The following is a 14,620-nucleotide window of genomic DNA, read 5'->3' as shown; positions in this document are numbered from 1 at the left end:
AATGCTTAAAAATTATATAAAAATAGCTCTTAGAAACCTTTATAAAGGCAAAGTCTATTCATTAATAAATATTGGTGGGTTGAGTATTGGCTTGGCAGGTGCGTTGTTCATTTATGCCTATGTAACTCAGGAATTATCCTTTGATAGATTCCACAAAAATAGTGATCAAATTTATCGGGTTGGTTTCGATGTTGATCTTGGGTCAGGTAAAAAAGTGATTGCTACCACTGGTTTTCCAGTAGCAGAACAACTGAGAGTGGATTTTCCAGATTTGGAAGAAGTAATTCAGTTCAGCAGATTGTATGATGGTGAAGTAACTGCCAATGGCAAGAAAGTAATGGAAGAGCGAATAGCTTTTGCTGATTCCCTATTCTTTGAATTCTTCACCTTTCATCTTATTTCTGGCTCAAAAACAAGTGTTCTTGATCAACCGAATAGCCTGGTAATCTCTGAATCGATGGCCTTAAAGTACTTTGGCTCTACAAATGTTCTGGGTAAAGATATGTTGGTTCAAGAACCTTTTGGTGATAGAGACATGCCTATGGTAATTTCTGGTGTAATGAAAGATATGCCTGTGGCTAGCCATTTTCACATTGATTTTATGGTTGCAATGGGCACATCCAGAGAATTCTACCCAGAATCTATTTTTGAATCTTGGGGCTGGGATTCTCAGTATACATATGTCAGACTTCCGCAAGCACTTAGTGGAGATGATTTCAACCAGCAGCTTGCAGATTTTAGTGACAGACTTTTTAAAGACTATAACATTAAATTCTTCGCTTTCCCTATGGAGAAAATCAATCTCCATTCCAATATCAACAGTGAAATTGAAGCCAATAGCAACATTATTTATGTGTATATATTTTCTGTTGTAGGTATCATATTGGTTTTATTGGCATCAGTTAATTACATGAATATGAGTACCGCCCGTGCGATGAACCGCAGCAAAGAAATTTCTATTCGAAAATCAGTAGGGGCCGCTCGTAGCCAAATAATACTACAGTTTTTAGGAGAGGCCGTAATAACCAGTTTTTTGGCGCTCTTACTTGGCGGTTTAATCGCTGAATTAGCTGCAGCTCAATTAGAAAGCTCTTTAGGGGTGAATGTTCAGATTGATATACTCAATGACCCCAAGCTTCTCATGTCATTTATTTCATTTGGATTGATCTTAGGTATTTTCTCTGGGAGCTATCCTGCTCTTTACATTTCTTCATTTAATCCTGCTAAGGTGTTGAAGTCAGGAGGTAGCAATGATAAAACTCCGAATACCTTAAGAAAAGCATTAGTGCTTTTTCAGTTTATACTGAGTTCTGTGCTAATCATCGGTAGCATTGTTGTTTACAATCAACTCAACTTTTTGAGAAGTAAGAATTTAGGAGTGCAGGTTGAACAAAACATTGTTCTGCCGCCTACACAGGCAATCAGCCAAAGAATAGAAACATTCAAAAATAAGCTGAACGAACATCCGGGAATTGCCAGCGTAACCACTTCAAGCCGAAGGTTAGGTGTGGATATCAATAGTGGCGAGTATTACAGAATCGATGTAAATGGTAAGATGGAAGAAGCCCGATTGAGTAACATTTTTGTTGATTATAACTTTCTCAATCACTTTGAAGCCGAGATTATTGCGGGTAGAGGTTTTAATCAAGAGATTGCTTCCGATAGTTCGGCTGTAATTCTGAATGAATCAGCGGCCAAAGTGTTTGGCTTTCAAAACCTTGATGATGCACTGGATAAACCAATTGAATCGTGGTTTAATGCACATGTAGTGGGTGTAGTGAATGACTTTCACTTCGAAACAGTTCATAATAGAATCAAACCCATGGTATTTGTGGTTGACCCAACTTCTACTAGTTGGATGTCCGTAAAAGTGAAAGGAGATCGGCTAAGTCAGTCCATTGATTATATAGAAAGTGTTTGGAATGAATTTGAATCCAATAGGGAGTTCAGGTATTCATTTTTAGAAGATAATCTGTATAATCTTTATATGGCCGAAGAGCGATTTGTAAAAGTATTCACTCTCTTTGTTGTGCTCGCTTTATTCATTGCTTGTCTCGGTTTGTTAGGATTAGTTGCTTATACAGTTTCTAAACGATTGCCTGAAATTGGTATTCGAAAAGTTCTAGGAGCAACAGTTTTTGATATAGCCATGCTGCTCAATAAAGACTTTTTAAAAATTGTATTGATCGCCAACATCATTGCCTATCCTTTAGCCTATTTAGGCATACAGCAGTGGCTTCAAAATTTTGAATATCGAATCGATATACCTTGGCTGGCTTTTATGGTATCTACATTGGTTATTGTAGGCATGGCGCTGTTTACGATCAGTTTTAATTCTATTAAAGCAGCCCTTTTAAATCCGGTTAAAACATTGAAGGAAGAATAATATGTTAAGAAATTATATAAAAATCACTTTTCGTAATCTGTGGAAAAACAGGGTGTTTTCAGCTATCAATATTGTAGGCCTTACCCTGGGTATTTCCGTATGTCTTGTTATTTATTTATTCGTTAAAACGGAGCTGAGTTACGATAATTTTCACAGTAATTCAGAAAACACCTACCGCTTACTTCGAATAAGCGATATGAATGGAGAAAAGTATTTAATTGGAGCTTCGTCAGGCCCTTTTGCTGAAGCATTGGTGAATGATTTCCCTCAAGATATTAAGCGCACAACCAGGGCTTTTGTGGTAAGCGGACTTGTTACATATGAAGATAAGAACTTTATAGACGATCAATTAGCTTTTGCTGATTCTAACTTTTTAGAAACTTTTTCATTTCCATTAAAAACAGGTGATCGACAAACAGCGCTGAAAGCTCCAAACAGCATGATTATCACACAGAAAATGGCTAAAAAGTATTTTGGAGATGAAGACCCAATTAACAAAATAATTAAGGTAGATAATAAGCTTGATTATGTGATAACAGGTGTTTTTGACGACTTACGCGCAAAATCTCATTTGAAGTTTGATGCTGTTGCCAACTTTACCCCATTAAGAAACTTAGGCTGGATGACTAACTGGTGGTCTAACGGGCTAAATACCTATGTGGTATTAAACGAAAATACCAATCGGGACAATCTGGAAGCCCAATTCCCTGCATTTATGGATAAGTATTTCGGTGAGCATTTTAACAAAATGCAAAACAGAATTGACATAACGTTGCAGCCCTTAAAAGACATCTACTTTCAGCCTGAGGTCCGATACGACAGGGTCTTGCATGGTAACATTCAAACAGTATATATTTTCTCCGCCATAGGCCTGTTTATATTTATTATCGCCTGTATTAATTTCATGAACCTGGCAACGGCTAAATCAATTCAGCGAGCAAAAGAAGTGGGCGTTCGCAAAACCTTAGGTTCTTCAAAAAGGCAACTCATCCTTCAGTTTTTCATGGAGTCAATGGGCATTGCGTTTATTGCTGTTCTTTTGGCTTTTATGATCACTGAAATTACACTTCCAATTTTTAACTCAGTTTTTTCTCTTGAACTTGAGCCAGAAAGAAATATAGTGCTATTGATGGCTTTGGCAGGTTCAACGATTGTTTTAACTGGATTAATTTCAGGAGTCTATCCTGCTATGGTATTGTCTTCTTTCAAACCAGCTGCGGTATTAAAAGGAAAGTTTCTTTCTTCAAATGGAGGGCTAAGTATTCGAAAAATATTGGTTATTCTGCAGTTCTCCATTTCTGTTTTCCTTATCATATTCACCATTGTAATAGGGCGGCAGTTATATCATATTAACAATGTAGACCTCGGTTTTAAAAAGGATGAAATAGTTCTAATAGAGCTAAATTATAATGAGATCAATCAAAAAATTGATGCGTTTAAAAATGGCCTTCTAGCCAATACGGCTATTAAAGATGTAACCATCTCATCCGGCTACCCTGGCGGTTTTCATGATACCTATGAGGTGAAGGTGGAAGGACTTGAAGAACAACCCAGAATTAGAACGTTGTTTACGGATGAACACTATATTTCCACCTATGACCTGGAAATAGTAGCTGGTAGAAATTTTTCCGAGGATTTTCCTTCTGATAAGTCGGAAGCTATCATGATTAATGAAACGGCAGCTCATGAATTAGGATGGACTCCAGAAGAAGCAATTTCAAAAAAGATGTATATGACATTTGGTGATAGCACCTACAGAAATGTGATAGGCGTTGTTAATGATTATTATTTTGGTTCACTTAAAAGTAATATCGAACCTTTAGCCATTCAAATGGCTGATTGGCCAAGTTTAATGTCGATTAGGGTAGCCGCAGGCTCTGATGTTAAAACCGTTGCTAACTTAATTCAAACAGAGTGGACTAAATATGTTCCATTCGAAGCCAATTACAAATTTCTGGATGACATGCTTAACCAACTTTATGAAGATGAGCAATTACAGGGCAAGCTTTTCCAGTTCTTCGCATTCATCTCCATATTTATTGCCAGTCTTGGAATTTTTGGTCTGGCCTCTTATTCAGCAACACAACGAAGAAAGGAAATAGGAATACGTAAAGTTTTGGGTGCCACTGTGCGTGGGATATCTTCTTTACTAGCCAAAGATTATGTAAAACTTGTAGCCATTTCCAATCTAGTTGCCTGGCCGGTTGCCTACTATGCAGCTAATTTATGGCTGGGTGATTTTGTCAACAGAACTTCCTTAGGGCTTGATATTTTTGTTGTGGCAATGATCATTGCATTGTGCATTGCACTACTATCTGTATTTTTTCAGTCGTTTAGTGCTGCTAACGCTAATCCGGCATCCATATTAAAAGAAGAGTAAAAACATCATTTAATTGATAAAATAATCGTAATTCACACAATTATTCTTTGACAGAATGAATAATGTGAATGAACACCTGCTGGAGCAAATTGCGGATCAATTGGCTACCAGCGATTATGCGATAATCGATGACTTTCTTTCTACGGAACAAGTGGAGGCAATTTTGAATGTTTTTGATATTCATCGGGAAAAGGGGCGATTTAAACAAGCTGCTATTGGAGCGTCTGTTAATCAGGAAGTAGATAAATCTGTGAGAAAGGATCTCATTAAATGGATTGATGAAGACAATGCCAGACCGGCAGTGCAAGAATTTCTAAGTAAAATTGATGAGGTAAAGAACTACTTAAACCGTACCTGCTTTTTAGGGATTAAGGAATACGAAGCACACTTTACTATTTATCCTCCCGGAGCTTTTTACAAGCGGCATTTAGATCAGTTTACTACGAGCGACCATCGCAAAATTTCGTTCATCTGTTACTTAAATCAGGATTGGAAGCCAGAGCATGGTGGAGAACTACGTCTCTATTTACCAGATGGTAATATCGATGTTGCACCCATTGCCGGAAGATTGGCCTGCTTTAGAAGTGATGTAGTAGAACATGAAGTGTTACTTAGCCATGCACACCGATACAGCCTTACAGGTTGGATGCTCGATCAGTATATTGAGTTGAGTTTTTTAGGGTAGTCGTATAGTGAAGTTTATATGCGCTATATTAACATCCGATGTTCTCTCTGAACTTTGTAAACTGACAGTTGTATCATTCGTGCTAGCAAGTGTTAGGGATTGTCTTTCTTATTCCTTTTCTTCTTCTCTTTCGGAGTTGTTCGAACAACATGTATCCAGCTTCCTTCATTCTTCTTTTCATTGATGAAAGTTGAAACATAGTTCTTAGTTAGAATTAGAATTGATTTAAAGTATTGTTCATAATACATAAGGAAGAAGACAGCTCCCAAAGGATTATAGTCTAAATCTTCATATGCTATCGTTATTTCTTTATTAGGTGTTGCTTGATATCCTCTGTACTCATTAAAATATTCTACTGTATCAATTATTGTCGTTGCATTAGCATCTAAAGTGTAATGTTGTTCCGCACCATAAATCATGTATCCATTTGGTTGAAAGGCAGGTAAAAAGTGAACATTGACTGTTGTATCAGTTCGAAAGATGAAGTGATTGTACCTAAGTTTATCTTCTGGACCTAAAAATTCTTTTTTTCTTGACAATGCTATGTTGTATGCTTTTGAATATTGAACTGCAAGTACCGTATCAAAGGGTTCAAAAGTGCGGTAGACTTCAAATGTTGTAGAGTCCACGAGGTAATGTGCTGTTAATGTGTAAGTTGAGTCGAATGCACCATAAAGAGCATGATATATGCCTACAGAATCTAAATAACAGAACCATTGGCCTCCATAGGTATTCAGTTCCTTTTTTGAAAGTGTCAAGATGCTGTCAGAACTTACCCAAGCAACGTGATCATAAGCCAACATCTTTGAAGCCAATTCTATATTGTTAAAATGAGTCATCATGAATTGTTCGTGCCCCTCCGGTAAGTCGTCTTGGCTATATGCTATAATAGACGTTGTCAATAATAGTGTTATGATGATTTTCTTCATGTAGTGCTGGTTATCCCTAATAATTCGCTAACAAGCATCTTTATTTAATATCAATCCCCTTCCACCCTCAAATCACTAGCCGTTTTCGGGTTGCTTAGCAACTCTTTAAAAATATCCCAGCGTTTTTTGGGGTTGTCTGCTGTGCCACCATTCGCTTCCACATAATTGGCCACTATATCCTTCCCTAAATTATAGTTTATCACATAGCTTCTATACTGGTCGAAAAAACCGGTTCGCTGTAAGGCTCTTTCCGGAGTACTGAGAGAATATTTTTCTAACCATTTGGCAGCTTCTTCTTTTGTTATTTTGCCATTTAAATAGTTACGAGCCGCCTCATTGCCTGCGTAATTTAGCTTCCCTTTAATGTCCAAAACCTTATAGTATAAGTCAGCTTTAGTGCTGTCGAGTCCGGCAAGAGGGAACAACACATTCTTTTCGTAATCTACTCGCTCCTTTCCGGGAAATGCTACTTCTATTCCAAAGTTAGCACTGCCTTCTGCTATTAAAGATTGCGGTGAGAATAATGGATAAACAGAGAATTCTTTCCAGCCCTTATCTACCACCAAATTCTTTTCGAGCAACGCATTAAATACGTGATGCCCGGGATAACCCTCATGGCAGGCCAAATCTATCGCCCGCTCTATGTAAATAGGATGATCAACATTGATCTGAATTAGACTCTCAAAATTGCCCTGATAGTAATTGTAACCAGACCAATTTTTACCGGTTACGTATTCCAACATAAAGTTTTCATTTTCAGGAAGGGCAACATTGGCTAGCGTTCTTTTTCTAGCCTCAGCGATAGCCACTCTGAAAACAGTATCAAGCTTATCTTTTGGAATGATAAACTCATTGGCAAACTCATTAAACCGTTCTGTTAAAGAACCTTCGCCCGGCACCAGACTATCTAATTTGCTAAGTAGTTGATCAAAATGTTCTTCCGTATAATGTGGAGGCTCGGCATCATAGAGTAGTTGCGCTTCTTTGTCGAAGTCATAGGTTTTTCCGGCTATCATCTCTAGCTTGGTTTTAATGGCAGTCAGCTGTTTTGTAAACATGGCCTTTCTACCTTTAAGCAAAGCAGAGCTATCTTTTACATCAATTTCAGAAACAGATTGCATCAATCCCTCAGCGCGAGAAATAAATTCTTTTATAGGAATGCTATCTAATTTTTTACCAGTTGGTTTCCACTCTTCTGGGCCATAGTAAGCGTCAACAAAATCGCTATTGTATTGGCCAATTTCTAATACGAGTTTCACGTATTTCACAGCCAGAGTATCCATAGAAATCGGTTTCTCTTGAGTGCTGCAGGAAATGAGTAGAACGGATAAAAAGGCAATAGGAAGTAGTTTTTTCATGTTCAATAAAGTATTTAAATCGTAATTACGATATTAAGAAGATTTTTGAATCTCTTTATTAAGAGTTACTCCCAACCTCTGGCGTTTGCTTCTTCCAATACCTGAACCCAGGCTTCTTTATCCGTGCCATTATAGTTTCTCAAGCCGAGTGTAGATAAGTATTCTACAAGGCCAGGGTCATCTCCATAATAATCCTTCCAGACGTCAATTTGTTCTGGCGACTGATCGTGCAACCAGTTTATCACAATAAAACTTATGTTGTTTTTGTAAGTGTCCCAGGCTGTAAACATGTTTTGGTAGAATTCTGCCTGTTTAGCTTCACTACTCTTACAAAACTCTTCACCTGACTGGTACCCAATTTCTGTAATCCAAATATCATCGTTTGGAAAGTTGGAAATCATTTCTTCAAAATCGTCAAATACAGCTTCAGGAGATTTAACTTCAAAATTTTGATTCTGCGGATAATAATTAAGCATAATCACGTCACTAAACTGATTGATGTTAACGATTTCATCCTTTTCATCGCCAAATAACCCTCCTGTAACTGTAGTTTTTACACCTACTTTTATACTGGGATAATTCGTTGAAATATGATTTTTAGCGGCTTGATAAAATGCAGTGTAGGCATTCCAATTATCCGCGCCTTCAAGCACCAAGTCTATTTCATTTCCAACACTAATACTATGCAGATCCACATTGTCAGGAACTTCATTCACAAAATAATCCACCATATTGTTAAAGGCATTAATAAACTCTGGGGAATCCGGTGCAGTACTTTCCAGATACGTAGGTACTTCCCATCGTACTGTATTTATAACAGCCAGACTGAATGACACTTTAATATTGTTTGAGCCGTAATATGAAGTGGCTTGAAGCAAACCAAACGGATCTTGATATACGCCTTCAGCCGTTTCTATGGCATTCCATGGTATATTTAATTCTAGCACTTCAATTCCTGCTTTTTGTGCCTCAGCAAACGAAGCTTCAAAGCCCAAAACACTATTCGACATGTTTATACCAAATTCCCTATTGCCCTTTTCTACGGGTACTACAGGGTCAGTCACGGTAGTTTCTGGGCTGTCATCCTCATCACAGGCTTGTAGACTAAAGAATAGTAGGAATAATATTTTAAATAGATTTTTCATCTTTCAGAGGAGATTTAATGTTAACACTTTTGCACAAAAACGAGCTAAGAGCTCAGATGGAAGTTAATCAAGTCATAATTCAAAACCAATTTTGTTGGGGTGCCGGTAATCAATCAATTATGCTGGGCATGAATTTAGAATGTGCTTCTTAAACACACGCAGCAGTGTATCATGTTAAAACAAGAACATTTTCTCATAAAGTCTTTTTATAATAAAACCATTAATTTGGTTGGCACTACGAAAATTAGAATAACGTAAAGATCAGTTATTAACTTGACATACGGCAAGGCTGGGATTGTAGAAAATCTACAACTTCAATTGTTTGTTCTGCAACAATGTATTATTGACTATGATTTTAAATAAGCAAGATTTTGAAAATGCCTCTACTTCTCTTGAGTTAAGGAACTTATTGACAGAAAGGGGGCATAATCTCAAGAAAATTGACTTTGACATCAGCTATGATAGTCAAATTGAAAAATTACAAATAGAGCTGGTAAAGCTCCAAAGATGGGTTCAGGAGCATTCGCATCGGGTAGCGATCATTTTTGAGGGTCGGGATGCTGCAGGAAAGGGGGGCACTATTAAACGGTTTGCCGAACATTTAAATCCTCGTGCGATGCGTGTAGTAGCTTTAACTAAACCCACCCAGTTAGAGATGGGGCAATGGTACTTTAGAAGATACATTAGACAGATGCCTAATGTGGGTGAAATAGTATTCTTTGATAGGAGCTGGTATAATCGTGCAGTAGTAGAACCTGTCATGGGATTTTGTGAAGAAAAACAGTATCAGCAGTTCATGCGCCAGGTCACGGAATTTGAACATATGTTATTTGAGGATGATGTGAAGTTGATTAAACTATGGTTTTCAATTGATAAAGAAGAACAATCCAAAAGGTTTAATAAACGAAGGCTCAACCCTCTGAAACAATGGAAATTGAGTCCAGTGGACGAAAAAGGTCAGGAACTGTGGGATAAGTATACATACTATAAAGAGCATATGTTTTCTCGAACCCATACTTCCTTTAGTCCATGGACCATTGTAAAAACTAATAATAAAAAGATTGCCAGATTAGAAAGTATCAGACATGTATTGTCGCAGTTTGAGTATACTGGAAAATCTGAGGCAAAAACGAGAACGTTGCCCGATCCAAATGTAATTATGCGTTTTCACAGATCAATTTATAACCGCAATGGAGATGTCTAAATATAATTTTACTGAAGAGGATTTGCTCTTGCTAAATACTAAGGAGGCGCTAAAATTATTGGTAAAGGCCAAAGGTGAACTTAATCCTGAAAAAGTGTTAAGGTTTATAAAGTATGAAGACTACCTGGAAAGACTTCAAGTAGAATTGATTAAGATGCAAACATGGATCATTAAAAGGAATCAGCGTGCTTGTATTCTTTGTGAAGGCAGAGATGCAGCAGGTAAAGGAGGGGCTATTAGGCGAATAACACATCATTTGAATCCAAGACAGTACAAAGTGGTCGCATTGCCAAAACCTACGGAACAAGAAAGAGGGCAGTGGTACTTTCAACGCTATATCAGCTCCATTCCCAACCCTGGTGAAATGGTTCTTTTTGATAGGAGTTGGTATAATCGCGCTGTACTTGAGCCTGTAAACGGGTTTTGCACGCAAGAAGAATATGAACGGTTTATACGCGAGGTAAACCATTTTGAAAGTATGCTTACAAATGATAAGATAATTCTTATTAAATTATATTTTTCAATCACTAAAGAGGAACAAGCAAGAAGGTTTAAGGAGATTAAAAACAATCCGCTTAAACGCTGGAAGTTATCGCCAGTAGATGAAAAAGCGCAGGAATTGTGGGACGTTTATTCCGATTACAAGGAACGAATGTTTGAACATACCAATACTGAACAAAACCCCTGGACTGTATTAAAGGCTGATAAGAAAACTATTGCCCGTATTAAAGCAATAGAACATATACTAGATCGGGTGCCTTATGAAGGCAAGGAAAAAGTAACTAATACGATAACTTAAAATAAACGTTTGTTATGACCCACAGCCCTCGCACTCAATACTTTGGTTCATCGGCTTTGTGCCGTTTAGCTTCATCTTAAGGTTGTGGATTTTGTCTTTAATCTCCATATCGGCAAACATATCGCCAGATAATTTACCTTCTAATGCAGTGATTTCGGATTGAACGTCTTCTAATGTCATGGCTAAAAAAATTAAGTAGTAGTTGAAAAAATAAAATTAAAAATCTCATTTAATTTAACCATCTCAGATGGAAAAAGAAAATCAACAAATAAATAATTCACTGTTTCAATCTGGAAATAACGACCGATCTATATTAGGAATTACCTCCAAAGCATTCTTGTAATACAGTTTTTTGAGCACCTCATCGCTCAGATCCAGCCCATACATTCTCCAAAATGCATGGTAGCGTTTGTAATAGGGGAAGTACTCATCGGCAGTTTCCAACACTCGAAAGTAAGTGTAGTATTCTTCCGGGTTCCAAGCATCTTTACCAAACATCACACGATCCTGGTACTTCGTTAAAAACGCTTTGGCCATTCTAGGCTGTCGACCTAATTCGGCAATTACAGCTCCTATTTCAGAATACATGTTTGGGTATTTATCCATCAGCTCACCCAACTTGGCAAGGTCATTTCCAAACCAACCTAAATGTGCATTTATAAATTTTGTATTCGGGTGTTTCTTAAATAGGTCGTGCTGTTCGGCAATAATGGTTTCCCATGGAGCAGGATTATCATCTGCTCTTTTTCTGCCAGGCCTAACTTTTAATTCCAACCATCGCTCATTGTTCTCATCATGTTCATCCCAAAAAGGTTTAGGGTCAGCTGCGTGAATGAGCACTGGTATTCCTAATTCTCCACACTTGGCCCAAACGGGGTCAATTCTTGGGTCATTGATGCTAATGCGCTTGCCATCTACTTCTGCCATGGTCTGGCTTTTATATATTTTCAGGCCATTGGCGCCTAACTTCACATCGTTTTCAATTTGTTTTACAGTGTTTTCTGTCCAATTAGGCTCATTAATTGTTCCGATACTGATATTGGTGAAAATGATAAATCGGTTAGGAGCATTGTCATTCACATTATCTAAACAGCCTTTCAAATGTTCATCACTACCCCTTCCTCTTCCGCTAAGGTTCACCATCACGGCCATATTCAACTTATCCATTTCTTCTACCAACTCATCTAAATCTTGTGTTGGCATAGAAAACTGATGGTTATGCACATCAATAAAAGGGAATTTAGCTCTTTTTACTTCATGTTCAGGAACCACTAAAGTGGAAGGCGGATCATATTTTTCCCAATCCATTATTTTTGTTTCCTGAGCAAAACAGTTTACTGAAATAAAAAATGCGAGTAGTAATGGGTGGTAGTTTTTCATAGATTCTAATTGTCATGCCGACACAGGAGGCATCTTACTAAGTAAATTATGCCATAAAAGCTTAGAAAGATGCTTCGTCACCTCAGCATGACCTATATTTTTTATATTGACAACATGTTTTAATAAATATAAAATCTTAGTTACGACTAATATCCGTGAAGGTTTTTAATAATACCGCACTTCATCGTTATATTTGGTACCATTCAAACGAATCTTAACCACATGAGAATCATAGCTACACTGTTTATCTGTCTTCCGACCTTTTTGTTTGCTCAATCAGCAGAAGAAGTGCTTAAATCAGCGAATGGAAAAATTGATAATAGTAAATATAAAGAAGCTGTAGCTGAGCTTAGTGCTTATCTTAATTCCAATGCAAATAACAAAGAGGTGTTAAATAAACGTGGATATGCAAAAAATCAACTGGGTGATTTCTATGGAGCCATTGGCGATTACAATTTTGCATTAGAATTAGACTCCACCTATTCAGACGCATTAAATAACCGAGGCGAAGCAAAATTTAATTTAGGCGATGATTATGGTGCTATTGAAGACTTTGATAAAGCGATAAAGCATGATCCAAAATCAGCGGAAGCGTATAATAACCGTGGCTTTGCCAAATACAATATTGAAGATTTGCAAGGCGCGTATTTTGATTTCTCTAAAGCCATTGAATTAGACCCAAAGGATGCTGACAAATATTTTAACCGAGCGGTAATAAAGGCAGAATTAGAAGAGTACATCAGTGCCATCGATGATTATAATAAAGCTATAGAGCTAGATGGCAGCAGTGCGGATTCTTACAATTTCAGAGGAGTGGCAAAGTATGGTATTGGGCAGATAGATGAGGCCATTAAAGATTATGATAAGGCAATTTCTATGGAAGCTAAAGATCCTGTAATGTATGAAAACAGGGCATTAGCTAAAACAGATAAAGAAGATTTTGAAGGGGCTTTAGCCGATTATTCAAAATCCATTGAATTATATTCAGAAGATCCGGATACCTATAACCTTCGCGGAGTCATCTATTACAACCTGGAAGATTATGACAATGCCATTGCTGATTACAACAGTGCCATTGAGTTAGATCCATACAACCCTGTATACTATGATAATCGCGCGCTTTCCAAAGCTGCTAAAGAAGATTACAAAGGTGCAGTAAAAGATTATTCATTCTCTATTGAGTTGTACCCTCAAGACCCCGAGACGTTTCATCAGCGTGGGTTGGCTAAAATAAACATGGGTGATAACTACGATGGTTGTTTAGATTTAAATACCGCTGTAGAACTAGGTTCTGAAGAGGCTAAAGATTCTATTAAAGAGCTGTGTAAATAGTTCAGATTCACTACCATTCACTTTTATAATTCAGCATTTCACGCTGAAAAAAGCGCCATTCACTCATTTCCAGGCTAACTCTTTCCTGTTGTTTAAGTTTTTACCTCAAACATTAAACTTTAAAAAACATGAAAAATAGAATGTTAGTAAACTCGAAATTTTTACGTCTATTGTTCGGCTTAACTTTGTTTGCGATGGTAGCCACATCGTGCGATGATGACGATGATGATAACAACAACGTTATGAATCCGTCATTAACTACTGCAGCAACAGATGCGGGCCTAACAACGCTTTTAGATGCTGTGACAGCAGCCGGTATCGGAGCAGATTTGGAATCAGCTTCAGAAATTACAGTTTTCGCGCCCAACAACACGGCCTTCTCTAATTTATTAACGGCATTGGATGTTGACAATTTAGATCAACTGGTAACGGAAATTGGTGGTATAGAAAACTTGGAAGTGGTATTAGGTTTTCATGTAGTGCCTGCCGTGGCCTTCTCTAACAATTTGGTGGATGGTGAGCAGGAATTCACCACCTTAAGCGGACAAAGTCTGACAGTAACGAAAACGGCAGATGGAGTTTCTGTGACAGATGCAGCAGGCAATACTTTTGACGTAGTTGCAGCTGATGTTGCCATTGACAATGGTGTTGTTCATGTAATTGACGGGGTGTTGTTACCTACATTAACATTCCCATCAGTTGTTCAGGCAGCTACCGATGCAGGACTTTCTACCTTGCTAGATGCAGTAACAGCAGCTGACTTGAGCGGAACGCTCACTGGCGCAGAAGCTATTACGGTATTTGGTCCAACAAATGAAGCATTTGCGCAGCTTTTAGCTGAATACGGAGTATCAGACTTAAATGGGTTGATTGATCGACTAGGTGCAGCAACAGTTTCTGCAGTATTACAATACCATGTGGTACCTTCAGTAGCTTTTTCACACGATCTATCTGATGGAATGATGTTGGAAACACTACAGGGCGAAATGTTAACCGTGAATGTGGATGGTGCTAGTGTGTCA

The 14,620-nt window shown here is 37.8% G+C and carries 12 protein-coding genes; 7 read left to right on the top strand and 5 right to left on the bottom strand.

Features of this window, described 5'->3' with window-relative positions:
• The first annotated feature begins 1 nt into the window (after position 1).
• From RLO81_RS01845 to RLO81_RS01835, 3 genes are read left to right on the top strand one after another with little or no spacing between them, the layout of a single operon-like run.
• The gene (locus RLO81_RS01845; protein WP_350106382.1) at positions 2-2,386 is read left to right on the top strand and encodes an ABC transporter permease; all 2,385 of its coding nucleotides are present in this window, start codon (positions 2-4) and stop codon (positions 2,384-2,386) included.
• Between the two features lies 1 nt (position 2,387).
• Positions 2,388-4,766: an ABC transporter permease gene (locus tag RLO81_RS01840; RefSeq protein WP_350106379.1), complete on the top strand. Its 2,379-nt coding sequence runs from the start codon at positions 2,388-2,390 to the stop codon at positions 4,764-4,766.
• A gap of 55 nt (positions 4,767-4,821) precedes the next feature.
• Positions 4,822-5,451, top strand: a complete 630-nt coding sequence (locus RLO81_RS01835; protein ID WP_350106376.1) for a 2OG-Fe(II) oxygenase — start codon at positions 4,822-4,824, stop codon at positions 5,449-5,451.
• A gap of 92 nt (positions 5,452-5,543) precedes the next feature.
• On the opposite strand, the gene RLO81_RS01830 is transcribed toward RLO81_RS01835, so the two are convergent.
• From RLO81_RS01830 to RLO81_RS01820, 3 genes are all read right to left on the bottom strand, one after another.
• Positions 5,544-6,380 carry a hypothetical protein gene (locus RLO81_RS01830; RefSeq protein ID WP_350106373.1) on the bottom strand — a complete coding sequence of 279 codons (837 nt, stop codon included), beginning with the start codon at positions 6,378-6,380 and terminating at the stop codon, positions 5,544-5,546.
• A 50-nt stretch (positions 6,381-6,430) separates the two neighbouring features.
• Positions 6,431-7,738 carry a hypothetical protein gene (locus RLO81_RS01825; protein ID WP_350106370.1) on the bottom strand — a complete coding sequence of 436 codons (1,308 nt, stop codon included), beginning with the start codon at positions 7,736-7,738 and terminating at the stop codon, positions 6,431-6,433.
• A gap of 65 nt (positions 7,739-7,803) precedes the next feature.
• Complete coding sequence (locus RLO81_RS01820; RefSeq protein WP_350106367.1) at positions 7,804-8,883, bottom strand: hypothetical protein; 1,080 nt, start codon at positions 8,881-8,883, stop codon at positions 7,804-7,806.
• A gap of 349 nt (positions 8,884-9,232) precedes the next feature.
• Here RLO81_RS01820 and ppk2 (RLO81_RS01815) point away from each other — a divergent pair, with 349 nt between their 5' ends.
• Entirely contained in the window at positions 9,233-10,087 is an 855-nt protein-coding gene (ppk2, locus tag RLO81_RS01815) for a polyphosphate kinase 2 (protein ID WP_350106364.1), read from the top strand.
• Positions 10,080-10,886 carry a polyphosphate kinase 2 gene (gene ppk2, locus RLO81_RS01810; protein WP_350106362.1) on the top strand — a complete coding sequence of 269 codons (807 nt, stop codon included), beginning with the start codon at positions 10,080-10,082 and terminating at the stop codon, positions 10,884-10,886. Before ppk2 (RLO81_RS01815) ends, ppk2 (RLO81_RS01810) begins: the two co-directional genes overlap by 8 nt.
• Positions 10,887-10,898: 12 nt before the next feature.
• Here ppk2 (RLO81_RS01810) and RLO81_RS01805 read toward each other — a convergent pair whose 3' ends face one another.
• On the bottom strand, positions 10,899-11,066 hold the full coding sequence (locus tag RLO81_RS01805; RefSeq protein WP_350106359.1) for a hypothetical protein: 168 nt from the start codon (positions 11,064-11,066) through the stop codon (positions 10,899-10,901).
• 105 nt (positions 11,067-11,171) lie between these two features.
• Positions 11,172-12,266: an amidohydrolase family protein gene (locus tag RLO81_RS01800; RefSeq protein ID WP_350106357.1), complete on the bottom strand. Its 1,095-nt coding sequence runs from the start codon at positions 12,264-12,266 to the stop codon at positions 11,172-11,174.
• A 222-nt stretch (positions 12,267-12,488) separates the two neighbouring features.
• Here RLO81_RS01800 and RLO81_RS01795 point away from each other — a divergent pair, with 222 nt between their 5' ends.
• Both RLO81_RS01795 and RLO81_RS01790 read left to right on the top strand, forming a co-directional pair.
• Positions 12,489-13,598, top strand: coding sequence for a tetratricopeptide repeat protein (locus RLO81_RS01795; RefSeq protein ID WP_350106354.1), 1,110 nt, complete (start codon positions 12,489-12,491; stop codon positions 13,596-13,598).
• 128 nt (positions 13,599-13,726) lie between these two features.
• Positions 13,727-14,620, top strand: an 894-nt coding sequence (locus RLO81_RS01790; RefSeq protein WP_350106351.1) for a fasciclin domain-containing protein, incomplete at its 3' end; no start/stop codon positions are given.

Origin of the sequence: Fulvivirga sp. (assembly GCF_040220315.1) — a bacterium.
Taxonomy (GTDB): Bacteria; Bacteroidota; Bacteroidia; order Cytophagales; family Cyclobacteriaceae; genus Fulvivirga.
This window is presented reverse-complemented; position numbering and strand designations above follow the sequence as displayed.